Below are 23,667 nucleotides of genomic sequence, written 5' to 3' on the forward strand. Positions count from 1 at the left end.
CCAGTGCTACACTTCCGCAGCAATGCGGCAACCCCCCGGGCCTGTTCCGGCCCGGCCAACAAAAAGACACGAAACGTGTCCGACAAGGAGTGTGTGATGAAACTGAAATCCCTATTGATGGGTGCCGTTGCCACGGCTTCGCTTGCGCCTGCAGCCTTTGCAGAGCGCGGGTCCGACGGCCAGGTCAACATCATCTACTGGCAGGCGCCGTCGATCCTGAACCCGTATCTGTCAAGCGGCACCAAGGATATCCAGTCCTCGTCTCTGGTGATTGAGCCTTTGGCGCGCTACGACCCGCAGGGCAACATGGTCCCCTATCTGGCCGCGGAAATTCCAACTGTCGACAATGGCGGCGTCAGCGAGGATCTGACCTCTGTCACCTGGAAGATTGCACCGGGTATGAAGTGGTCCGATGGCAGCGATGTCACCGCGCATGACGTGAAGTTCACCGCAGATTACTGCATGCACCCTGAAGGCGGCTGCGCCCAGCTGACCAAATACGAGGGTGTCACAGGTGTCGAAGCAATTGACGACCTGACCGTAAAGGTGACTTTCGACAAGCCGACCCCATTCCCCTATGGTCCGTTTGTCGGCGGCGAAGGCCCGATCCTGCAAAAGGCCCAGTTCGAGAACTGCATGGGCGCCAAGGCGCCGGAATGCACCTCCGCCAACTTTGGCCCGATCGGCACCGGCCCGTTTGTGGTGGATGAATTCAAACCGAACGACGTGATCACCATGTCCGCCAACCAGAACTACCGTGATCCGGCCAAGCCGGCCTTTGCCAAGGTTCTGTTCAAGGGCGGCGGGGATGCAACCGCGGCTGGCCGCGCAGTGATGGAAACCGGCGAGTTCGACTATGCATGGAACCTGCAGCTGGCGCCTGAAGTGATCGCGCAGATGGAAGCAGGCGGCAAGGGCAAGCCGGTTGCGGGCTTCGGCTCGCTGGTGGAACGCATCATGCTGAACCAGACCGACCCGTCGCCAGAGCTGCCGGAGGGCGAGCGCTCCACCGCCAAGCATCCGCACCCCTTCCTGAAGGACCCGGCGGTCTACAAGGCCATGTCGCTGGCCATCGACCGCCCGCTGCTGGTGGAAATCGGCTATGGTAAGGCTGGCGCGGTCAGCTGTAACTGGGTGCCGGCACCGGCGGCCTTTGCCTCTGATACCTTTGACTGCTCCACCCAGGACATCGAAGGCGCCAAGGCGATGCTGGAAGAAGCAGGCTACAAGGACACCAATGGCGACGGCGTGCGGGAGACCCCGGACGGCAAGCCGATGAAAATCCTGTACCAGACCTCGACCAACGCCGTGCGTCAGGACTTCCAGGCGCTGATCAAGGAATGGTGGAGCCAGATCGGCATCGAGACCGAGCTGCGCAACATCAACGCCTCCGTCTTCTTTGGCGGTGATCCGGGCTCGCCCGACACCTTCCAGAAGTTCTATGCCGACGTCGAAATGTACGCCAACAACTTTGACGGCACCGACCCGCAGTCCTACCTGGGCAACGGGCTGTGCGACCAGGCACCGCGTCCGGACACGCAGTGGCAGGGCCAGAACATCTCGCGCTTCTGCAACGAGGAGTTCGACCAGCTGCACGCCGAGCTGAGCAAGACCGCTGGTCTGGAAGCGCGTGCCGAGATCGGCCGCCGCCTGAACGACATCATGGTCGAAAACGGCGGCATGATCCCGCTGGTGCACCGCGGCCGCCTGTCGGCGCATTCCAACACCCTGGGCGGTGTCGACCTGAACGTCTGGGACAGCGAGCTGTGGAACGCGGCTGACTGGTACCGCATCAAGTAAGCTCGGGCTTGCTTCCCGGGGCCCCGGCGCATGCCGGGGCCTCTTGCCATCTGCTGGGGCTGCAATGCATCCCTGCGCGTGGCCTGGACGCAGGGCGCCCGCCCCGCCTGTTCCGAATTCAATACAAGTTGCAAAGGCGCTTAGCAGATGCTGACCTTTACAATCCGGCGGCTGATCCTGGCAGTTCCGACACTGCTGTTCATCAGCCTCGTGATCTTCCTGCTCCTGGAGCTCGCCCCCGGCGACCCGATGGCGCAGGTTCCCCTGACCGTCCCCGCAGAAGTCAAAGAAAAGATGCGCCTGGCCCTGGGCCTGGGCGAACCGATGCATATCCGGTTCTGGAAATGGCTGGTGCAGTTTTTCTGGATCGAACCGCAGGTGCTGATCGACAACATCTTCGGCACCGGCCTGGCCGACGGCAAGCTCAGGGTGATCTCCTGGCAGACCCGCTCGCCGGTGATGGACATCGTGGTGCAGCGTATCCCGCAGACCCTGTGGGTGGTTGGCACGGCCTATGTGGTCGCCATCCTGATCGCGCTGCCGATCGGCATCTACTCTGCCTACCGCCAGTACAGCTGGTTCGACCAGATGGGCACATTCGTATCGATGGTCGGCTTCTCGGTGCCGCCGTTCTTCTCGGGCGTTCTGGTCATCGTGATCTTCTCGGTGCAGCTGGGCTGGTTTCCGTCGATCTATGACACAACCCATGTGGTCGACAGCTGGGACGCCTTTGTCTATCAGCTGAAGCAGATGATCATGCCTGTGATGGTGCTGGCGCTGCAGATCACCGCGCAGCTAAGCCGCTTCATGCGCGCCTCGATGCTGGACAACCTCAATCAGGATTATGTCCGCACCGCCCGTGCCAAGGGTCTGAGCGAGTATGTGGTGGTGATGGTCCACGTTTTGCGCAATTCGATGATCCCGGTGGTCACGGTGATTGCACTTGGCATCCCCTCGATCTTTGGCGGTGCCATCATCACCGAACAGGTGTTCAAGGTGAACGGTATCGGCCAGCTGCTGATCGGCGCCATCCAGGCCAACGACCTGCCGATGGTGCAGACGCTGACCTTCATCTTTGCGGTGCTGATCGTGCTGTTCAACCTGATCGCCGACGTGCTGTACGGCATTCTTGACCCGAGGATCCGCTATGACTGAGCTGAGCAATCCCGTCCCTTCCAAGCCGCCGCGCAGCCAGTGGCTGGACGTCTGGGACCAGTTCAAATCCCACCGCGGGGCGCTGATGGGCGGGGCGCTGTTCCTGTTCATCATCCTGGCGGTCTATCTCGGCCCGTTGTTCTGGGACCTTGAAGCCACCCAGATCGACATCCGCGCCCGCAACCAAGGCCCCAGTTGGGCGCATCCCTTTGGCACCGACCAGCTGGGCCGCGACATGCTGGCCCGGATGATGGCGGGCGGTGCAACATCGGTGTCGGTGGGCCTGACCGCGATGCTGCTGGCGCTGTTCCTGGGCTCCTTCATCGGGGTGATGGCCGGTTTCTTCAAGAAGCTGGACGGGCCGCTGATGCGCCTGACCGACCTGTTCCTGGCGCTGCCGCTGCTGCCGCTGCTGCTGGTCATGATGCTGCTGTTCCGCGAGCCGCTGAACGCCACGTTCGGGCCGGAACAGGGGATTTTCATCCTGATCGTGATCTCCATCGGGGTGACCAGCTGGATGCCGACTGCACGGATTGTGCGCGGCGATGTGCTGGCACTGAAGGAGCGCGAGTTCGTGATGGCGGCGCGCTCCATCGGCACCACCAACAGCGGGCTGATCACACGGCACATCCTGCCTAACGTGCTGTCGCCGATCATGGTCTCGGCCACTCTGGGCATTGCCACCGCGATCATCACAGAGTCGTCGTTGTCGTTCCTCGGTCTCGGCTTTCCGCCGGATTTTCCGACCTGGGGACGGCTGCTGTTTGATGCCACCGATTACCTGCAGCAGCATCCGGAACGGGTGTTCTGGCCGGGCATGGCGATCTCGCTGACGGTGCTGAGCGTGAACTACCTGGGCGACGGTCTGCGCGATGCGCTGGACCCGCGGATCCGGGGCCGCTGAGCAGCCACCGCAGACACGAAACAGGGCCGCCCCGCCGGGGCGGCCCTTTTCATTTGCGCGAACGCGGGCGGCCTCAGTGCAGCCTTTTGCGGATCCGCTGGATCCCCAGCCACACCAGCCCGATCACCGGCAGGGTCACGGCGGCAATCAGAACCTTCTTGGTCAGCCCGTAGCGTTCGGCCAGCGGTAGCAGGAAATCGGAGACCAAGGATATCGCGTAGTAGCTGACCGCCACCACCGACAGGCCTTCGACCGTGTGCTGCAGACGCAGCGCGATATCGGCGCGGCGGTCCATACTGGCAAGCAGCGCCTGGTTCTGGGCGGAGCGCTCCACATCCACCCGGGTCCTGAGCAGTTCCCCTGCCCTGCGTGCCCGGCTGGCCAGCGTATCCAGCCGCTTCTCGGTGGAATTCACCGTGCGCATCGCAGGTTCAAACCGGCGCAGCATAAATTCGGCAAAAGTCTGAAAGCCCTCGTGCCGATCCTCCCGCAGCAGGCTGATGCGCTGACTGACCAGCGCGTCATAGGCGCCGGTGGCCCCGAAGCGGAAGGCAGACTGTGCCGCCATTGCCTCCAGCTCAGCCGAGACCGCCAGCAGCTGGGTCAGGATTTCCTCTGCGGGTTTGGAACCCCCAGTCATCTCCACCATCATCTCGCTGAGGCGGGTGTCGAGTTTGCCGATCACTGGCGTCAGCCCGCGGGCACGGGAGAAGCCCAGCATTGACATCGCCCGGTAGGTCTCGATCTCGCACAGGCGCTGCACGATACGGCCCACCCGCTGGGCGCCGGTATCCGTATTGGGAAAGATGGCAAAGCGCACATGGCCTGCCGGATCAATCCGGAAATCACCGGCCACCACGGCGCTGTCGTCCAGCACCTGCGAAGCCGCGAGGCTTTCCGGTACGAGCCAGTCGTGCATGGTGGACTTCAGCACCCCCGGCGCCACCCGCGGCACCACCCGGATCAGCGCCGAAGTGATCCGCTGACCCGGGGCATCTGCCAGCCAGTCAGCCGGGAAGACATCGAAATCCGCCGGATCAAAGGCACGTGCACTGACGCCATCGCGGTAGACGGTATAACTGACGAATTCAGTGTGCTGCTCCCACTTGATCATGTGGCGGCCGATCTGGGCGGTGTGATGGGTCGCGCCCGGCTGGGGGTGCGGCGCACCATGACGGTCCAGCAGCTGGATCAGGTGCTGCATGTCCAGCATCCGGTCGCGGTGCACGGCCTCCTGCGGCTGTTTCAGGGCCAAATAGACCACCGTGCAAGGGCTGGTCATGGTCGGGAACGGGCGGGCGTGCAGCTCATTGGTGAGCTGGTAACGCAGCGGGTGATCCTGGATCGGCGGCATTCTTGGTCTCCGGGGCAATGCCGCGGACCATAGTGCGGTCAAGGAAATATGTACAGAAATGTTTTTTTTCAATACGTTACCGGAATGCAACGGTATACCGACGCAGCAAAGGGGGCTCTGCCCCCGGCCTGCGGCCTCCCCCGGAGTATTTTAGGCAAGATGAAGACCGCTAAAGAAAAAAGGCGCCCCGGGTGGAGCGCCTTTTCATTGGTTCAATGTGCCCGGTTACTGCACGAGGCCCAGCAGGGTATCGAGGCTTGCTTTCGCGTCGCCATAGAACATGCGGGTGTTTTCCTTAAAGAACAGGGGGTTCTCGATGCCGGAATACCCCGTGCCCTGGCCGCGTTTGGAGACGAAGACCTGTTTTGCCTTCCAGCACTCCAGCACCGGCATGCCGGCGATGGGCGAGTTGGGGTCCTCCTGGGCGGCCGGGTTCACGATGTCGTTGGAGCCGATCACGATCGCCACGTCGGTCTCGGGGAAGTCCTCGTTGATCTCGTCCATTTCCAGGACGATGTCGTAGGGCACCTTGGCTTCGGCCAGCAGCACGTTCATGTGGCCCGGCAGGCGGCCTGCGACCGGGTGAATCGCAAAACGCACGTCTTTGCCCTTGGCGCGCAGGCGGCGGGTCAGTTCGGCGACGTTCTGCTGCGCCTGCGCCACCGCCATGCCGTAGCCGGGGATGATGATGACGCTGTCCGCCTCGTCCAGCGCGGTGGCCACACCATCGGCGTCGATGGCGATCTGCTCGCCTTCCACTTCCATCGCGGGACCGGTGGTGCCGCCGAAGCCGCCCAGGATCACGCTGACGAAGGAGCGGTTCATCGCCTTGCACATGATGTAGCTGAGGATCGCACCGGAGGAGCCCACCAGCGCGCCGACCACGATCAGGAGGTCATTGCCAAGCGAGAAGCCGATCGCCGCGGCGGCCCAGCCGGAGTAGCTGTTCAGCATCGAGACCACCACCGGCATGTCGGCGCCGCCGATACCCATGATCAGGTGGTAGCCGATGAACAGCGCCGCCAGGGTCATCAGGAACAGCGGCAGGAAGCCGCCGGAGCTGAAGTACCAGATCAGGCAGAGGAAGGAGAGGCCTGCGGCACCGGCGTTCAGCATGTGGCCGCCCGGCAGCTTGGTGGCAGCAGAGGTCACCTTGCCCGCCAGCTTGCCGAAGGCAATCACGGAACCGGTGAAGGTGATGGCGCCGATGAAGATGCCGAGGAACAGCTCAACCCGCAGGAAAGAGATCTCCGCCGGGGTTTTCTTGGCGATCAGCTTGGCAAAGGTGCCGAGATCTTCGGTGCTGCCCGCAGCAACAGCCGCCGCCACATTGCCGATCTCGAAATGAGCAATAAAGCCCACAAAGACCGCCGCGAGGCCGACCAGCGAGTGCATCGCGGCCACCAGCTGCGGCATCTCGGTCATCTGGACCTTCTTGGCGACATAGGTGCCGATGATACCGCCGCCCGCGATCAGCAGGATCGACAGCAGCCACAGGCCGGAGCCGGGGCCGATCAGGGTGGCAAAAACCGCCAACCCCATGCCGGCGATGCCGTACCAGACCGCGCGTTTGGCGCTTTCCTGGTTCGACAGGCCGCCAAGCGACAGGATGAAAAGAACAGCCGCAACGACATAGGCGGCGGTGGTGAAACCGTAATCCATGAACTCGGCCCTTCTTTAAGATTTCTGGAACATGGCGAGCATGCGCCGGGTGACGAGGAAGCCGCCGAAGATGTTGATCCCGGCCATGAAAACGCTGAGCGCCGCCAGCAGGATCACCAGGAAGCTGCCTGATCCGATCTGCATCAGCGCGCCCAGGATGATGATCGAGGAGATCGCGTTGGTCACAGCCATCAGCGGCGTGTGCAGCGAGTGGGCCACATTCCAGATCACCTGGAAGCCCACGAAACAGGCCAGCGCAAATACGATGAAATGCTGCATGAAGCTGACCGGCGCAAAGAGGCCCACCAGCAGCAAAAGCGCACCGCCGCCGGCCAGCATGGTGACCTGGCTTTTGGTCTGCGCCTTGAAGGCTTCGATTTCCTTGGCGCGCTTTTCTTCCGGTGTCAGTTCCGGCACGACCTCCTTGGGCTTGGCCGCAATGGCCTGCACCTTGGGCGGCGGCGGCGGGAAGGTGATCTCACCCTCAAACGCCACGGTGGCGCCGCGGATCACGTCGTCCTCCATGTTGTGATTGACCTGACCGTCTTTCTCCGGCGTCAGATCCGTCATCATGTGGCGGATGTTGGTGGCATAAAGCGACGAGGACTGCGCCGCCATGCGGGACGGGAAATCCGTATAGCCGATGATGGTGACACCGTTTTCGGTGACGATCTTCTCATCCGCCACGGTCAGCTTGCAGTTGCCGCCCTTCTCCGCCGCCAAATCCACGATGACCGAGCCCGGCTTCATCGCCGCAACCATATCTTCGGTCCACAGCTCCGGCGCTTCGCGGTTGGGGATCAGCGCGGTGGTGATGACGATGTCCATCTCCGGCGCCAGCTCGCGGAATTTGGCCAGCTGCGCCTCGCGGAATTCCGGCGAGGAAACCGAGGCATAACCGCCGGTGGCAGCGCCGTCCTGCTGCTCTTCCTCGAAGTCCAGATAGACGAACTCGGCCCCCATCGACTCGACCTGTTCCGCCACTTCGGGGCGCACGTCAAAGGCATAGGTCACTGCGCCCAGGGAGGTCGAGGTGCCGATGGCCGCCAGACCGGCAACACCGGCGCCGACCACCAGAACCTTGGCGGGCGGCACCTTGCCCGCAGCTGTGATCTGGCCGGTGAAGAAGCGGCCGAAGTTGTTGCCCGCCTCGATCACAGCCCGGTAGCCCGCGATATTGGCCATCGAGCTGAGCGCATCCATTTTCTGCGCCCGCGAAATACGCGGCACCATTTCCATGGCGATCACATTGGCGCCCTTGGATTTGGCCAGTTCCATGCCTTCTTCGTTCCCTGCCGGGTTGAAGAAAGAGATCAGCGTCTTGCCCTTGGTCAGCCGCTTCAGTTCGGTTGCGTCCGGCTGGCGCACCTTGGCGACGATGTCGCAGGCCTTCCACAGCGCCGCCGGGGTCTTGATGATCTCAACCCCCGCCGCCTCATAGGCCGCATCGGAAAAGCCCGCAGCAGCCCCCGCCCCGGCCTCAATCGCGCAATCGTAGCCCAATTTCTGCAGCTGCTTGGCTGAATCCGGTGTCATCGCAACCCGGTTTTCACCCGCAAATGTTTCCTTTGGTGTACCTATTTTCACCTTCTTGGTTCCCCTCGTCTTGCCCGCGCCAGCAACGCCCGGGTTCGGATCACAATAATTCTCTCTACATTGCGCAACTTTATTGCGCAAGGATTTTGCCGCATTGCCGCAAAGTCATGCCGCATTGCCGCATTGACATCACATCCAGCGGCGCACCTTCTGCTCGTACCGGGCCCAGTCCGCCCGGAATTCACGCCGCATCCGGCTTTCCTCAGGAATGACGAACCGCTTCTCGAGCAGCCACAGGAAGACCGGTATCAGCGGCAGCGACAGGACCGCATCAAACCACAGGATGAGGCCCGCCAGGATCAGAACGTCGCCCAGATAGATCGGGTTGCGGCTGCGGCTGAAGATCCCCGATTGCACCAGGCGGCTGGGCGTCCGGTGCGGGATCACAGTGGTTTTCTGGCGCCGCATTTCGGTGATTGCCAGCAGCGCCAGCAGGATGCCGCCCCCCACCAGAATGCCCGCCAGAAATTCAGCCCAGGCCCCGCCAAAGGAGAGGCCGAATGAGAAACGATCCGCCTGCAGCCAGGCCGCCGCGACAAAGACAGCCAGCCAGACCGGCGGCACATCCAGCCACCGTGTCATGCCCAGCTCCCTTGAAGGTATTTGTCTGAAATATCACCCATCGCGGGCAACCTTCCTTTATCCGGCCTGCGCGTCCAGCCCGCTTTGGCCGGGATTGAAAGAAAAGGACAATTTGCCCCACATGCCACGAAAACGGCGAATCCCTTCCCGCATGCGGCATGATCCTGCATAGTTTCGTCCGGATGCCTATGTATTTCTTTGTGTACAATGCGGCGGCCAAACCGGCGCGGTCCCACTGGCTGCCGCTGAACCGCGCGTTTCACCAACCCAAGAGCGCCGTGACGGCACGGCGGCCTTGCCACAGAGCAGCGCCCGGATAGGCTGACCGATAAAACAGGGAGGCCGTAAAACATGGCATTGCAAGGCAAACACGCGCTGGTCACCGGCGGAGGAACAGGGATCGGGCTGGCCATTGCTTGGGCCTTGGCGGCGGAGGGCGCACAGGTCACCATCACTGGCCGCAGGCAGGAGGTGCTGGAGGACGCCGCAACCGAAGGGTTGCATGCCCTTGCAATGGATGTGCGCGACGAAGCGGATGTTACGGCCAAGGTCGAGGCAGCCGTGGAAGCCCGCGGCCCCGTCCAGATCTGCGTTGCCAATGCCGGCATCGCCGAAGGCGCGGCGCTGCACAAGACCTCGATGGAATTCTGGCGCGACATGATGGCCACCAATCTGGATGGCGCTTTCCTGACCATCCGGGAGTGTTTCAAGTCGATGCGGCAGACCGGTTGGGGCCGGGTCATCACCGTGTCGTCCATTGCAGGCCTTCGAGGCCTCAAGGGCGGTGCCTGCTACACCGCCAGCAAACACGGGCTGGTCGGACTGACCCGCGCGCTGAGCGAGGATTACCTGGGCACGCCTTTCACCTTCAATGCGCTGTGTCCCGGTTACGTGGACACGCCGATTGTCGAGCGCAACATCACCTCGATCGCTCAGCGCGCCGGGTTGAATGCGGTTGAAGCCTTGGATGTGATGGTCAACGCCAACCGCCACAAGCGGCTGATCGAGCCGGAAGAAGTGGCGGCGGCGGCGCTGTGGCTGTGCGGGCCGGGATCCGGGTCGGTCAACGGCCAGTGCATCGAAATCGCCGGAGGGCAGATGTGATGGACCGCAAGGCATTCAATGAGTTCTGCGCCACTTTCCCGGCGGCGGAGCATGTGGTGCAGTGGGGCAATTCCGACGTCTGGAAGGCGGGCGGCAAGCTGTTTGCCGTCTGCGGCTGGGCTGATGGCAAGGACGCCTTCACCTTCAAGGCTGGCGACATCGCCTATGAGGTGCTGCAGGAGCGCCCCGGTGTCCGTCCGGCGCCCTATCTGGCGTCGCGGGGGATGAAATGGCTGCAGCAGTATGATGAAAACGGGCTGACCGATACGGAGCTGAAGGAGCAGATCACCCTGTCCTATCAAATGGTCACTGCGAAGCTGTCGAAGAAGAAGCGCGCCGAGTTCGGGATACCGGACCCGCAGCCGGCGGGCGGCTAGGCACTGGACAGAACGTCCAGGATAGGATAGCAAACCGGAAAAGCTTCAAGCTTAAAATACCCACCAGACGCGAGGCCCTTCATGACCGATTTTGCCGCAACCAAGGCGATGTTCGACCTGCCCGACGGGGTGATCTATCTGGATGGCAACTCGCTCGGCCCCCTGCCCCGCGCTGCCAAGGACCGGGTCGCGGCGATGATGCAGGACGAATGGGGCCAGATGCTGATCACCGGCTGGAACAAGGCCGGCTGGATGGACAAGCCCAAGGCGCTGGGAGACCGGGTCGGGCGGCTGATCGGGGCGGAGCCGGGCCATGTGGTGATGGGCGACACGCTGTCGATCAAGGTCTATCAGGCGGTTGCCTCGGCGCTGGAGCTGAACCCGGGGCGCAAGGTGGTGCTGTCGGACAACGGCAACTTCCCCACCGATCTGTACATGGCCAGCGGGCTGCTGAAATCGCTGGGGCCGGAGTATGAACTGCGCGTCGTGGACCCGGAAGCGGTTGAGGACGCCATCACCGATGAGATCGCAGTGCTGATGATCACCGAGGTGGATTACCGCACGGGGCGCAAGCACGACATGAAGGCGCTGACCGAAAAGGCCCATGCCCACGGCGTGCTGACGGTCTGGGATCTGGCGCACTCCGCCGGCGCCATTCCGGTCGATCTGGCGGGGTGCAAGGCGGATTTTGCAGTGGGCTGCACCTACAAGTACCTGAATGGCGGCCCCGGCGCGCCCGCCTTTATCTATGTGTCGCCGCGCCACGCAGAGACCGTCCGCCCAGCCCTGTCGGGCTGGCTGGGGCATGAGGCCCCCTTTGCCTTCGACCTCGACTACCGGCCCGGCAGCGGCATCGACCGGATGCGCGTCGGCACCCCGCCGATCCTGCAGCTGACCGCGCTGGAGGCGGCGATGAATATCTGGGACATGGCGGAGATGGACGCGGTGCGCGCCAAATCAATTGAACTCTGCAACCTGTTCATTGCCCTGGTTGAGGAAAGCTGCCCGCAGCTGGAGCTGGCCTCGCCCCGCGACCCCGCCTTCCGCGGCAGCCAGGTGTCGTTCAAGTTCGACGAAGGCTATGCCGCCATGCAGGCGCTGATCGCCCGCGGCGTGATCGGCGATTTCCGGGCGCCGGATATCATGCGGTTCGGTTTCACCCCGCTGTATATCGACGAGGGCGACGTGCGCGCAGCGGCTGAGATCATTGCCGATGTCATGACCAACGCCCTGTGGGACCGGCCGGAATACATGGTCCGCCACGCCGTCACCTGATGCGCCTCATCCGCGCATACCACATTCCGCTCTGCCGCCCGGCGGGCTGGGTCGCGCTGTGGCGCCGCCTGGCCCAATGCGGCACCCTGAACCGGAGGACGCATTCCTTTCCCTGACATATACTGACTTTAGGAAAAGGAACGACTCCGATGAGCAAACCCTATGATCCCGCCGAAGACGGCGCCCAGATGTCCTTTGACGGGCGCATGTCCTATGGCGACTACCTGTCGCTCGACATGCTGCTGAACGCGCAGAAGACATGGACCGACACCCATGATGAAATGCTATTCATCATCCAGCATCAGACCTCTGAACTGTGGATGCGGCTGGCTATTCATGAACTCAGCGCCGCCCGCGACCGGCTTCTGGGCGGCGAGGCACGGCAGGCGTTCAAGATGCTGGCGCGGGTGGCGCGCATTTTTGAGCAGCTGAATTCCGCCTGGGACGTGCTGCGCACGATGACGCCCTCGGACTACACCGCCTTCCGGGATGAGCTGGGCCAAAGCTCCGGCTTTCAGTCACACCAGTACCGGCAGATCGAATTCATGCTCGGCAACCGCAACAAGGCGATGCTGCGGCCGCACGCCCACCGCGCGGACATTCTGGCGCTGCTGGAAGCAGAACTGGAACAGCCGTCGCTCTATGATGTGGCACTGAAAGCGCTGGCGCAGAGCTTTGAACTGCCGGATGAGGTGGTGAACCGGGATGTGTCGGAGGCCTATCAGCCGCATGAGGCGGTGCAGGCCGCCTGGACCGAGGTCTACCGCGATACCGAAACCCACTGGGAGCTGTATGAGCTGGCCGAGAAGCTGGTGGATTTCGAGGACTATTTCCGCCGCTGGCGTTTCAACCATGTCACCACGGTGGAGCGCGTCATCGGCTTCAAGCGCGGCACCGGCGGAACCGGCGGTGTCAGCTATCTGAAACGGATGCTGGAGGTGGAACTGTTCCCCGAGCTTTGGCACCTGCGCACCGAACTCTGAGACAGTTACGGGCCGGCCTGTCCGGCCCGCATCACCGCGGCGTCAGCCCGGCCCCGGCAAGGACCGCCAGCTGGCGCACCCCGGCCTGATAAGCCGCGTAGTCCACGGCAGTCTGCTTGATCCCTTTCAAGGAGGCGCAGAGGGTGCGGGCAATCACAGGGGCATCGCCACTCAGAACCGCCCGCCCGGCCGCAGCCTGCCGCTGCAGCCACTCCGCATAGATCCCGCTCAGGGCGGCCTCGCCTGCTTCGATTTCCGCACCGGCCACGTGTTTGGTGACTTCGAACAGCTCCATCCCGTGCGGGGAGGCCATCATCTGCTCAATCGCTTCACCGCCCTGGGCCGCAAAGGCCGCCTGCAATTGGTCCGGAAGCGGCCCCGGCCCTGCAAGCGCTGCACGCACGCCGGATGCGGCGTTGCCGTAATAGGCAGTCACCAAAGCCCGGAAAATCGCATCCTTGTTTTTGAAATGCAGATACAGCGCAGGCCGCGACATGCCGGCGCCTTTAGCGATGTCGTCCATCGAGGTTTTGCGGAATCCATAAGTTGAAAACGCCATCCAGGCGGCCTCAAGGATTGCCTGCTGTTTCGGATCAATGCCTGCCATGTTCATCTTTCCGCTTCTGACATTGTTTGTAAAAAATGTCAATTGACACCCTGACAAAACTCGTTACTTTTGTCAGGAGCACAGCAAGGGAGTCCCGCCATGCCAACAGACCTGCGCATCAATGGAAAAACCCATCAGGTGGATCTGCCTGATGATGTGCCTCTCCTCTGGGTTTTGCGGGACGAGGTTGGCCTGACCGGCACCAAGTTCGGCTGCGGCGTTGCGGCCTGCGGCGCCTGCACCGTGCATATCGACGGTGAGGCTGTGCGCTCCTGCCAGGTGGCGCTGTCGGATGTCTGGGGCGAGGTGACCACGATCGAAGGCCTCGGCAGCCCTGATGCCATGGCTGCAATACAGAAGGCCTGGGTGGAGCATCAGGTGGCGCAATGCGGCTACTGCCAGTCCGGCCAGATCATGCAGGCGGCCAGCCTTCTGGCAGAGAACCCGGCACCTTCTGACGCGGAAATTGACGAGGCGATGCAGGGCAACCTCTGCCGCTGCGGCACCTACCCGCGCATCCGCGCTGCCATCCATTCCGCCGCCCAGAAGATGCAGGAGGCGTAGCCCATGGCCAGCATTGCAAAAATCGCCCGCCGCACGTTCCTGATCGGCTCCGCCGCCATCGTGGGCGGTGTTGCCTTCGGCGCCTACTATGTCAGCCGCCCGGCCCCGAACCCGCTGAATCCCGGCGATGGCGAGGCCGCACTGAACCCCTTCGTGCTGATCGACCAGAACGGTGTCACCCTGTTTGCCCCGCGGGCTGAGATGGGCCAGGGCGTAAAAACCAGCTGGGCCGCGCTGATCGCAGAAGAGCTGGATGTCGAGCTGGATCAGGTCCGTGTCCTGCACGGGCCTGCGGCAACCGGCTATTACAACTCTGCCTTCATCGCAGACGGTTTGCCCGGGCGCGGATACGACACTGGCAATTTCAAACATGCCATCGGCGAGGCGCTTGGCCATCTGGGCAAGACCCTGAACCTGCATGGCACCGGCGGCTCCACTTCGATGAAGGACGGCTACAAGCGGATGCGCCAGGCGGGCGCAACAGCCCGGGAAACACTGAAACAGGCCGCCGCAGAGCGGCTGGGCGTGGAGCGCGCGCAGCTGAGCACTGCCAAAGGGGTTGTGACCGCACCGGACGGCACGGCGATCCCCTATGCCGAGCTGGCGATGGAGGCTGCCAAGCTGGACCTGGTTGAAACCGGTCTGCGCCCCAAAAGCGATTGGCGGCTGATCGGCAAGTCCCAGCCCCGGCTCGATATGGCTGCCAAGGCGACGGGCACCGCAGAATTCGGCGTTGATGTGCGGCTGCCGGGGATGAAGTTCGCCTCGCTGCGGATGAACCCGCGCCAGGGCGGCGGCATGAAGGGCTTTGACGCCTCCGCCGCAGAGGCGATGCCCGGTGTTGAGCAAGTCGTGAACATGGGCGCAGGTGTGGCTGTCGTTGCCCGCAACACCTGGCTGGCGATGCAGGCGCTGGACGCCATCGAAGTGGACTGGGAGGACGCCCCCTACCCGGCTGAAACCGATCAGGTCTTTGTCAAGATCGCAGAGGCCTTTGACGACGCGCCCAATTCGGTCATGCGCGACGACGGCAATGCGGACACCCTGCCAGCAGATGCGGTTGAACTGACGGCGGACTACCAGGTTCCCTATCTGGCCCATGCCACCATGGAGCCGATGAACGCCACCGCGCTGCTGGAGGACGGCAAGCTGACCGTCTGGTGCGGCAACCAGATGCCGACCTACACCCAGATGAAATGCGCCGAAGAGGCCGGGCTGGAAAGCGAGCAGGTGGATATCCGCACCACCTATCTCGGCGGCGGTTTCGGGCGGCGGGTCGAGTTCGACTATGCAGTCCTTGCCACCCGGCTGGCGAAACAGATGCCCGGCACCCCGGTGCAGCTGACCTGGAGCCGTGAAGAGGACATGCGCCACGACATGTACCGCCCCGGCGCGCTGGCGCGGATGCGCGGCGGGGTGAAGGACGGCCAGGCGGTGCTGCTGGACGGCAAGGTGGCTGCCGCCTCCCCCGTGGCACAGGCAATGAAACGGCTGGCCGACCTGCCCCAGGCCGGACCCGACAAGGTGCATGTCGAGGGTTTTTTCAACCCGCCCTATGCAATCCCGAACTTCCGCATGGCCGGGCATTTGTCCGACATCCAGATTCCGGTCGGCTTCTGGCGCTCGGTTGGCAACAGTTTCAACGCATTTTTTGTCGAAAGCTTCATCGACGAGATGGCCCATGCCGCAGGCGCCGACCCGCTGGAGTTCCGGCTGGATATGGCCCGCCGGGAATGGGCCCCTGCGGCCGGCGTGCTGGAGGCGGTCCGGGATATGTCGGGCTGGACCGGCAAAACAGCGGAAGGCACCGGGCGCGGTGTCGCCATGTGCTACAGCTTCGGCACCCCGGTGGCTGAGGTCATTGAGGTAGTGGAGGAAGACGGCAGCATCCGCATTTCCAACGCCTGGATCGCCTGCGACGTTGGCCAGGCCATCGACCCGTCGATCATCCGGGCGCAGATGTTCAGCGGCATGGCCTATGGGCTGTCGGCAGCCTGTTTCGGCGAGATCACCTTTGCTGATGGCGCAGCGGAACAGGGGAATTTCCCCGACTATGATGCCATCCGCATGCACACGATGCCGACAACCCAGGTGCAGGTGCTGGAAACCCAGGCCCATCTCGGCGGCGTTGGCGAGCCCGGCACCCCGCCCGCGGCCCCGGCGCTGGCCAATGCGCTCTTTGACCTCACCGGCAAGCGCGCCCGGCGGCTGCCGCTGATGCATGACTTTGATCTGCTGATCTGAAGCCTCAATGCGGTCCGCCCTGACGGGCGAACCGCCTGAGCCCTCAGGCCTGAGGCGCCAGAGACCTTCTTATGCGGATTTTTGCAGGCCGGACTGGGTCCCGGCATCCGCCCAGGCCCGCACTGCCGCCCCGAAAGCCTCAAACAGCGGCCGGGACACCGGGTCCGCTGCAGCCTCCCATTCAGGGTGCCATTGCACCGACAGGGTAAAGCCTGGCGCATCCTTGATATAGACCGCTTCCGGCGTGCCGTCCGGCGCTTGGCCGTCGATCACGACCCGCGAGCCCGGGCGCTTGATGCCCTGGCCGTGCAAGGTGTTGGTCATCACTTCCTCAGCACCGAACAGGCGGTGGAACACCCCGCCGGAGTTGAATTTGACCGTATGGCGCAGGGCAAATTTTTCCTCCAGCGTGCCGTCCGGCGGCATCCGGTGGTTCATCCGCCCCGGAAGGTCGCGGATTTCCGGATGCAGGGTACCGCCCATCGCCACGTTCACCTCCTGAAAACCGCGGCAGATTCCCAGGAACGGCTGGCCGCGCTCCACGCAGGCGCGCACCAGCGGCAGGGTGATCGCATCGCGGGCGCGGTCAAAGGCGCCATGCGCCTCAGTCTCGGCCTCGCCGTATTCGTTGGGATGCACGTTGGGGCGCCCGCCGGTCAGCAGGAAACCGTCGAAAGTATCCAGCAGTTCCGCCACTGTCACAAACCGCGGGTCTGAGGGGATCATCAGCGGCATACAGCCTGCCACCTCGGCAATCGCCTCGGAGTTCATCGTCCCGCCCGCATGCACGGGATACTGATCGTTCAGCAGATAGGAATTGCCGATTATGCCTACTTTGGGTCGCGCCATGTCGTGCTTGTCTCCGTTCCCTGACAGAAAATCTAGCTCTGCCAGGGGCCGGGTTCAACCGCAGTGACGGCGCAACAGAGTGTTCACAGGCGCACGGGAGGGTTAGATTTCGCCTTGCAGGCCAGCGGCTTCGATGCCGGCCATGGCGGCAATCGCGTCGTTGTCAGAGGTGTCGCCGGTCACGCCAACCGCGCCGATCACCGCGCCGTCCGCGCCGCGCACCAGCACGCCGCCCGGCACCGGCACCACCTGACCGCCGTAAACACCGTTCACCGCTGCCATGAAATAGGCCTGCGCCTCTGCCCGCGCCATCTGGGCGCTACCGGCCATGCCCAGCATCACCGAGCCATAGGCCTTGCCATGCGCAATCGGGAAGCGGCCCGGTGCGGCACCGTCTTCGCGCTCAAACGCCTGCACATGGCCGCCGGCATCCAGCACCACCACCGACAGCGGCTTCAGGTTCAACTCATGCCCCTTGTCCAGCGCCACGCGGATGATGGTGCGTGCCTGCTCCAGTGAAATCCCAGCCATGTGTTCAGCCTCCTCTCCTGACGTTACGGAACAGAAAAGGAGGCCAAAAGGCCCCCTTTGACTACCCCTTTTTGCGGGGAAACTGTTTCATCCGGTCAGTTTGCCGCGGTCAGGCTGCGGCTTCCTGTGCCTTCAGTTCCAGCCGGCGGGCATGCAGCACAGGTTCGGTATAGCCGGAGGGCTGCACCCGGCCCTTGAAGACCAGGTCACAGGCCGCCTTGAAGGCGATGGTGTCGTAGCCCGGCGCCATCGCGCGGTAGCTGTTGTCGCCGCGGTTCTGCTCATCCACCACCTTGGCCATCTTGCGCAGGGAGCCCATGACTTCCTCCTCAGACACAACGCCATGGTGCAGCCAGTTGGCGATGTGTTGCGCCGAAATACGGCAGGTGGCGCGGTCTTCCATCAGGCCGACGTCGTTGATGTCCGGCACCTTGGAGCAGCCGACACCCTGATCGATCCAGCGCACCACATAGCCGAGGATGCCTTGGGCGTTGTTGTCCACCTCGCGGGCGATCTGGCGCGGGGTCCACTTGCGGTAGGTCGCCAGCGGAATTTCCAGAATGCCATCAACATGCGCGCGGCGGCCGCCCTCTTTCAGCTTGGCCTGAACTGCCAGCACGTCCACCTTATGGTAATGCAGCGCGTGCAGGGTCGCGGCGGTCGGGCTTGGCACCCAGGCGCAATTGGCGCCGGATTTCGGATGCTCGATCTTCTGTTCCAGCATTGCCGCCATCATGTCCGGCATCGCCCACATACCCTTACCGATCTGCGCCTTGCCCGACAGGCCGCATTCCAGGCCGATGTCCACATTCAGGTTCTCATAGGCGCCGATCCAGCCTTTCCGCTTGATGAAGTCCTTACGGCTGAACGGCCCCGCCTCCATCGAGGTGTGGATCTCATCGCCGGTGCGGTCCAGGAAACCTGTGTTGATGAAGGCGACCCGGTGCTTGGCGGCGCGGATGCATTCCTTGAGGTTCACTGAAGTGCGGCGCTCTTCATCCATGATGCCGATTTTCACGGTGTGGCGCGGCAGGCCCAGGATGTCCTCGACCTTGGCAAAGATCCGGTCAGTGAACGCCACTTCCTCCGGCCCGTGCATCTTGGGCTTCACCACATAGACAGAGCCATGGGCGGAGTTGCCGCCCTCGCGCTTCAGATCGTGCTTGGCGATCATCACGGTGATCAGCGCATCCAGCAGGCCCTCGTAAGCCTCGTTGCCGTTCTGATCCAGCACCGCCGGGTTGGTCATCAGGTGGCCGACATTGCGCACCCACAACAGAGCGCGGCCCTTAACCGACATCGCCGAGCCGTCCGGCGCGCTGTAGCCGAAGTCCGGGTTCAGGCGGCGGGTGATGGTCTTGCCGCCCTTCTCCAGCTCCGCCTCCAAATCGCCTTTCATCAGGCCCAGCCAATTGGAATAGGCCTGAACCTTGTCCGCGGCATCGACGCAGGCGACCGAGTCCTCGCAATCCATGATTGCCGACATCGCGCTTTCCAGCCGTACGTCTGCCAGCCCCGCCTGATCGCGGGCGCCAATTGCGTGGGCGCGGTCAAACAGCAGTTCCACATGCAACCCGTTGTTGCGCAGCAGAACCGCTTCAGGCGCCTTGGGATTGCCGCGGTAGCCCGCAAACTTTTCCGGCTGTGCCAGCGGCAAGTCGTCAATGAGCAGCTGGCCGTCCTGAACATGGTAGCGGCGCACGTCCGCATGGCTGGCGCCATTGATCGGAAATGCCTCATCCAGGAACACCCGCGCCCGCGCCACAACCCGCGCGCCGCGGCCCTTGTCATAACCGCCCTTGGGCGCAGGCGTGCCCATCGCATCGGTGCCGTAGAACCCGTCATACAGGCTGCCCCAGCGCGCATTGGCCGCATTCAGAGCGTAGCGTGCGTTGGTAATTGGAACCACCAGCTGAGGCCCCGGAACCAATGCAATCTCAGGGTCGACATTCTGGGTCTCAATCTCAAAATCGCCGCCTTCGGGCAGCAGATAGCCGATCTCTGTCAGAAACGCCTTGTAGGCCTCGTGGTCATGCGGCTTGTCGCGATTGGCGATATGCCAGGCGTCGATCTTGGCCTGGATCTCTTCCCGCTTGGCCAGCAGCATGCGGTTTTCCGCCCCGAAACCGTTCACCAGCTCTGCCAGCCCTTTCCAGAACGCCTCAGCCTCAACACCGGTACCGGGCAGCGCCTGTTTCTCGATGAACTCCGCCAGCTCCGGCGCAACCTGAATTCCCTGTTTCTCGACCCGGCTCATGACTTGCTCCTTATGGGCGGTACACCACTGTATGCTGACATCTAACTAGGGCAGAAGTTTCCAGTCAGCAACAAAACACCCCATCGGTGAAACCGAACTCAATTTCTTGATTTTCAAGAAAGTGCCGAAAAGAATTCCGAAAATGCATCAGCCGCGCAATCCCCGCATGAGGGAAAGGCGCGCAGGTCAAGCTGCGCGCCTTCAGAATTGCTGCTTTGCATCGCACCGGTCAGTCCGCCGCACCGTCGATGACGGCTTGCACCTCCGCCGCCGTGGCTGGAACTTCAACGGCGTCCTGCTCGCCGCCACGGTCGAAGACCATCGCCAGAAACACCCCGAGCGACACCAGCGCAAACACCACGGCTGCTCCGGTCCCCAGCAGCGAAGGTTTGTGCTTTTCTGCCTGACGTTCGACATTGGTATCCGGTGCGGACATGGCGGAACTCCTTTCCTGAACAAATTGAGGCTCAGGACGGCTTGCTGCTCCGCCCGCTGTTGCCTACGACTATAGGGAATACGCACCGGCCCCTGGTCCGGTTCCATAAAAACGAGGTCCCGCTGTGAAAGACGCAAACCCCGCAACCGCCCCCCAGACCTTCTATCTGAAAAACTACACGCCCTTTGGGTTTGACGTCGAAAGCGTTCACCTGACCTTCCGCCTGACACCGGAAACCACCCGCGTCCTGAGCAAGATCCGTTTTGCCCCCAAGCCGGACGCGGCGGACAAGACGTTCTTTCTGCACGGCGAGGACTTACAGCTGATCTCGGCCAAAATCGACGGCCAGGACGTGACACCGGAGCTGGCCGGCGGCGGCCTCAAGTGCGAGGTGCCCAGCGCCCCCTTCACCTGGGAAGCCGAAGTTGAGATCAACCCGGCCGGCAATACCGCACTGGAAGGCCTATACATGTCCAACCGCATGTACTGCACCCAGTGCGAGGCTGAGGGTTTCCGCAAGATCACCTATTACCCGGACCGCCCTGACGTGATGTCCACCTTCACCGTGCGGATCGAGGGTGACGAGCCGGTGATGCTGTCCAACGGCAATCCGGTGGGCGCGGGTGAAGGCTGGGCCGAATGGCATGATCCCTGGCCGAAACCGGCCTATCTGTTTGCGCTGGTGGCAGGCGATCTGGTGAACCACCCCGGCAGCTTCACCACCAAGTCCGGTAAGGAGGTTGAGCTGAACATCTGGGTCCGTCCCGGTGATGAGGGCAAATGCGCCTTCGGCATGGAAGCGCTGAAGAAGTCGATGAAGTGGGACGAGGACGTCTACGGCCTCGAATACGACCTGGAGCTGTTCAACATCGTCGCAGTGGACGACTTCAACATGGGCGCGATGGAAAACAAAGGCTTGAACATTTTCAACTCGTCTTGCGTCCTGGCATCGCCTGAGACCACAACAGATGCCAATTTCGAACGTATTGAGGCAATCATTGCCCATGAGTATTTCCACAACTGGACCGGCAACCGCATCACCTGCCGGGACTGGTTTCAGCTGTGCCTGAAGGAAGGGCTGACCGTTTTCCGCGACGCGCAGTTTACCGCCAACATGCGCTCGGAGCCGGTCAAGCGCATCGACGATGTGATCACGCTCCGCGCCCGCCAGTTCCCGGAGGACAACGGCCCGCTAGCGCATCCGCCGCGCCCCGAAGCCTTTCAGGAGATCAACAACTTCTACACTGCGACCGTCTATGAAAAAGGCGCCGAAGTGATCGGCATGCTTAAACGGCTGGTGGGGGATGAAAACTATTACAAGACGCTGAAACTGTACTTCGAGCGCCACGACGGGCAGGCCTGCACCATCGAGGACTGGCTGAAGGTCTTCGAGGATGCGACGGGGCGCGACCTCAGCCAGTTCAAGCTCTGGTACAGTCAGGCCGGCACCCCTCGGGTGAAGGTTTCCGAGGATTACGCCGACGGCACCTATACCCTGACGTTTGAGCAATCGACACCGCCGACGCCGGGCCAGCCCGATAAGGCGCCGCGGGTCATTCCGGTGGCGGTGGGCCTGTTGTCGCCCAACGGTGACGAGGTGCGCGCAACCGAGGTATTGGAGCTGACCGAGGCCAAGCAGAGTTTCACCTTCGACGGCCTCGCCTCCAAGCCGGTTCCTTCCATCCTGCGCGAATTCTCCGCCCCGGTGATCCTGGAGCGCGAGACCACCAACACCGAACGCGCCTTTTTGCTGGCTCATGACACCGATCCCTTCAACCGCTGGGAAGCGGGTAATGCGCTGGCCAAGGAAACCCGCGTTGCCATGGTTCTGGACGGGGCGGCACCGGATGCGGCCTATCTGGACGCGCTGGAAAAACTGGTGCGCGATGACAATCAGGACCCGGCCTTCCGTGCGCTGGTGCTGTCACCGCCCAGCCAGTCCGACATTGCCCAAACCCTGCATGAGCGCGGCTATACCCCTGACCCGCAGAAGATCTACGATGCGGCAGAGACCTTTGCCCAGACGCTGGCGCAGCAATTGGAAACCAGCCTGCCCCGGCTCTATGCGGCGACCACGGTCGATGGTCCCTACTCTCCGGACGCTGAATCGGCTGGCAAACGCGCGCTCAACGGCCGCATCCTGTCGCTGCTGACCCGGCTTGACGGCGGCGAGCAGGCTGCCCGCCAATATGCCTCGGCCGATAACATGACCCAGCAGTATGCCGCGCTTGGCGGGCTGATGAAGGCTGAGAACGGCGCGGCGCAGAGCCAGGCGTTCTTCGATCAGTGGCAGGACGACCGGCTGGTGATGGACAAGTGGTTTGCCCTGCAGATCGCCTGTGCCGCACCTGAAAAGGCGGCTGCAACCGCCGCGGTCCTGACCCGGCACCCCCTGTTCGACATGAAGAACCCCAACCGCTTCCGCGCGGTGATGGGGGCGCTGGCGGGCAATCACGCGGGCTTCCACCATGGCAGCGGCGAGGGGTATCAGCTGCTGGCCGAAAACCTGATCGCGCTGGACAGCCTGAACCCGCAGACCACCGCCCGCATGTGCGCCGCCTTCCAGACCTGGAAGCGCTATGACGCGGGCCGCCAGTCGCTGATCCGCGCCCAGCTCAGCCGGATTGCCGGGACGGACGGGCTGAGCCGTGACACCACCGAAATGGTGACCCGGATCCTGGATGCCTGAAACGCCTGTCACACCAGCCCCGGCGGAGGGCTACAGCTTCTCCCGCCGGGGCCGCTCCCGGGCGGCCATTCTGGCAACAGGCGGCTGGCTGGCTGCGTTGCTGGTACTGTGGCTGGTGCTGGATGCAGCTCTGTGGCTGGTGATCCTGCTGGCCCTTCCCGTTCTGCCCGCTCTTGCTGATCTGATCCGCAACCCGTTGTCTGGATTAAAAATTTCCGCCAGCCGCATCGAATGGTTCACCGGAAAACTGACCGGCAAGGCAGACCTGGCGGAGATCGCCATGGTGCGGTTTGATACCCGTTGGGACTTTTCAGTGCGCGCCACACTAATCCTCAAGAACGGCAAACGCATCCGCCTGCCGCAAGAGGCCACCCCGCCGCACCAGGAAACAGAAGCAGAGTTTCAGAAGCGCGGCATCCGTACGGAGCGGCACCATTTCACTGCGTTCTGAAGACCCGCCGCAACCCCTCCGCGAAAATCCGCTCGGATTTTAAACAGCTGTGCGCAATTAACCGCCCAGGCGCGTTAACTTCCTCAGTGCCGCCATCTTTGCGCCCCATTGCCTGACGAAATTGGCAGCAACGATAAGCTGCCACCCATCAGGAAGCGCAAATGCTCACACAGTCTCGACAGGCACTGGATCTTTTCTCCCGGATTTCAGCCCTGGTTTCCAGCCGCTCCCGGCCCACTGCACGCCA

General features: G+C 62.9%; 20 protein-coding genes. 11 read left to right on the forward strand and 9 right to left on the reverse strand.

Annotation, left to right across the window (positions count from 1 at the left end; translation table 11 throughout):
• Positions 1–96: 96 nt before the first annotated feature.
• The 3 genes from N6L27_RS04495 (at position 97) to N6L27_RS04505 (ending at position 3,859) form a co-directional block, all read left to right on the forward strand.
• Positions 97–1,800 carry a peptide ABC transporter substrate-binding protein gene (locus N6L27_RS04495; RefSeq protein WP_271905907.1) on the forward strand — a complete coding sequence of 568 codons (1,704 nt, stop codon included), beginning with the start codon at positions 97–99 and terminating at the stop codon, positions 1,798–1,800.
• Between the two features lie 147 nt (positions 1,801–1,947).
• Positions 1,948–2,955, forward strand: a complete 1,008-nt coding sequence (locus tag N6L27_RS04500) for an ABC transporter permease (RefSeq protein ID WP_271905908.1) — start codon at positions 1,948–1,950, stop codon at positions 2,953–2,955.
• Positions 2,948–3,859: an ABC transporter permease gene (locus N6L27_RS04505; protein ID WP_271905909.1), complete on the forward strand. Its 912-nt coding sequence runs from the start codon at positions 2,948–2,950 to the stop codon at positions 3,857–3,859. Before N6L27_RS04500 ends, N6L27_RS04505 begins: the two co-directional genes overlap by 8 nt.
• Before the next feature lie 73 nt (positions 3,860–3,932).
• Here the strand turns inward: N6L27_RS04505 and N6L27_RS04510 are convergent, their stop codons facing one another.
• The 4 genes from N6L27_RS04510 to N6L27_RS04525 all read right to left on the reverse strand — a co-directional run bounded on the left by N6L27_RS04510 (position 3,933) and on the right by N6L27_RS04525 (position 9,053).
• Complete coding sequence (locus tag N6L27_RS04510; RefSeq protein ID WP_271905910.1) at positions 3,933–5,213, reverse strand: DUF3422 family protein; 1,281 nt, start codon at positions 5,211–5,213, stop codon at positions 3,933–3,935.
• Between the two features lie 225 nt (positions 5,214–5,438).
• A complete protein-coding gene (locus N6L27_RS04515) occupies positions 5,439–6,875 on the reverse strand; it encodes an NAD(P)(+) transhydrogenase (Re/Si-specific) subunit beta (RefSeq protein WP_271905911.1) in 1,437 nt (478 codons plus the stop codon).
• Between the two features lie 15 nt (positions 6,876–6,890).
• Positions 6,891–8,462: a Re/Si-specific NAD(P)(+) transhydrogenase subunit alpha gene (locus N6L27_RS04520; RefSeq protein ID WP_271905912.1), complete on the reverse strand. Its 1,572-nt coding sequence runs from the start codon at positions 8,460–8,462 to the stop codon at positions 6,891–6,893.
• A 138-nt stretch (positions 8,463–8,600) separates the two neighbouring features.
• Entirely contained in the window at positions 8,601–9,053 is a 453-nt protein-coding gene (locus tag N6L27_RS04525) for a methyltransferase family protein (protein ID WP_271905913.1), read from the reverse strand.
• A 351-nt stretch (positions 9,054–9,404) separates the two neighbouring features.
• Between N6L27_RS04525 and N6L27_RS04530 the strand changes: the two genes are divergently transcribed.
• From N6L27_RS04530 to kynA, 4 genes are all read left to right on the forward strand, one after another.
• On the forward strand, positions 9,405–10,157 hold the full coding sequence (locus N6L27_RS04530) for an SDR family NAD(P)-dependent oxidoreductase (protein ID WP_271905914.1): 753 nt from the start codon (positions 9,405–9,407) through the stop codon (positions 10,155–10,157).
• Positions 10,157–10,534 (forward strand): MmcQ/YjbR family DNA-binding protein, encoded by a 378-nt coding sequence (locus N6L27_RS04535; RefSeq protein ID WP_271905916.1) that lies wholly within the window; start codon positions 10,157–10,159, stop codon positions 10,532–10,534. The genes N6L27_RS04530 and N6L27_RS04535 overlap by 1 nt, the downstream gene beginning before the upstream one ends.
• 81 nt (positions 10,535–10,615) lie before the next feature.
• Positions 10,616–11,809: a kynureninase gene (gene kynU / locus N6L27_RS04540; protein ID WP_271905917.1), complete on the forward strand. Its 1,194-nt coding sequence runs from the start codon at positions 10,616–10,618 to the stop codon at positions 11,807–11,809.
• Between the two features lie 149 nt (positions 11,810–11,958).
• Complete coding sequence (gene kynA / locus N6L27_RS04545; protein ID WP_271905918.1) at positions 11,959–12,792, forward strand: tryptophan 2,3-dioxygenase; 834 nt, start codon at positions 11,959–11,961, stop codon at positions 12,790–12,792.
• Between the two features lie 31 nt (positions 12,793–12,823).
• Here kynA and N6L27_RS04550 read toward each other — a convergent pair whose 3' ends face one another.
• Complete coding sequence (locus N6L27_RS04550; RefSeq protein ID WP_271905920.1) at positions 12,824–13,405, reverse strand: TetR/AcrR family transcriptional regulator; 582 nt, start codon at positions 13,403–13,405, stop codon at positions 12,824–12,826.
• A gap of 93 nt (positions 13,406–13,498) precedes the next feature.
• On the opposite strand from N6L27_RS04550, the gene N6L27_RS04555 reads away from it, so the two are divergent.
• Together N6L27_RS04555 and N6L27_RS04560 are read left to right on the forward strand one after the other, a co-directional pair.
• Entirely contained in the window at positions 13,499–13,963 is a 465-nt protein-coding gene (locus tag N6L27_RS04555) for a (2Fe-2S)-binding protein (RefSeq protein WP_271905921.1), read from the forward strand.
• Positions 13,964–13,966: 3 nt separating this feature from the next.
• On the forward strand, positions 13,967–16,207 hold the full coding sequence (locus N6L27_RS04560; protein ID WP_271905922.1) for a xanthine dehydrogenase family protein molybdopterin-binding subunit: 2,241 nt from the start codon (positions 13,967–13,969) through the stop codon (positions 16,205–16,207).
• A 69-nt stretch (positions 16,208–16,276) separates the two neighbouring features.
• Here N6L27_RS04560 and N6L27_RS04565 read toward each other — a convergent pair whose 3' ends face one another.
• From N6L27_RS04565 to N6L27_RS04580, 4 genes are all read right to left on the reverse strand, one after another.
• Positions 16,277–17,056, reverse strand: a complete 780-nt coding sequence (locus N6L27_RS04565) for a gamma-glutamyl-gamma-aminobutyrate hydrolase family protein (protein WP_271905924.1) — start codon at positions 17,054–17,056, stop codon at positions 16,277–16,279.
• 102 nt (positions 17,057–17,158) lie between these two features.
• Positions 17,159–17,587 carry a GlcG/HbpS family heme-binding protein gene (locus N6L27_RS04570; protein ID WP_271905925.1) on the reverse strand — a complete coding sequence of 143 codons (429 nt, stop codon included), beginning with the start codon at positions 17,585–17,587 and terminating at the stop codon, positions 17,159–17,161.
• Positions 17,588–17,696: 109 nt separating this feature from the next.
• A complete protein-coding gene (locus tag N6L27_RS04575) occupies positions 17,697–19,844 on the reverse strand; it encodes a malate synthase G (protein WP_271905926.1) in 2,148 nt (715 codons plus the stop codon).
• A gap of 229 nt (positions 19,845–20,073) precedes the next feature.
• Positions 20,074–20,280 carry a hypothetical protein gene (locus tag N6L27_RS04580; RefSeq protein ID WP_271905927.1) on the reverse strand — a complete coding sequence of 69 codons (207 nt, stop codon included), beginning with the start codon at positions 20,278–20,280 and terminating at the stop codon, positions 20,074–20,076.
• A gap of 124 nt (positions 20,281–20,404) precedes the next feature.
• Between N6L27_RS04580 and pepN the strand changes: the two genes are divergently transcribed.
• Both pepN and N6L27_RS04590 read left to right on the forward strand, forming a co-directional pair.
• On the forward strand, positions 20,405–22,969 hold the full coding sequence (gene pepN / locus N6L27_RS04585; RefSeq protein WP_271905928.1) for an aminopeptidase N: 2,565 nt from the start codon (positions 20,405–20,407) through the stop codon (positions 22,967–22,969).
• Positions 22,962–23,420, forward strand: a complete 459-nt coding sequence (locus tag N6L27_RS04590) for a hypothetical protein (RefSeq protein WP_271905929.1) — start codon at positions 22,962–22,964, stop codon at positions 23,418–23,420. The genes pepN and N6L27_RS04590 overlap by 8 nt, the downstream gene beginning before the upstream one ends.
• Positions 23,421–23,667 lie beyond the last annotated feature (247 nt).

This window comes from Leisingera sp. SS27, from assembly GCF_028368855.1.
In the GTDB taxonomy this organism is placed as follows: domain Bacteria; phylum Pseudomonadota; class Alphaproteobacteria; order Rhodobacterales; family Rhodobacteraceae; genus Leisingera.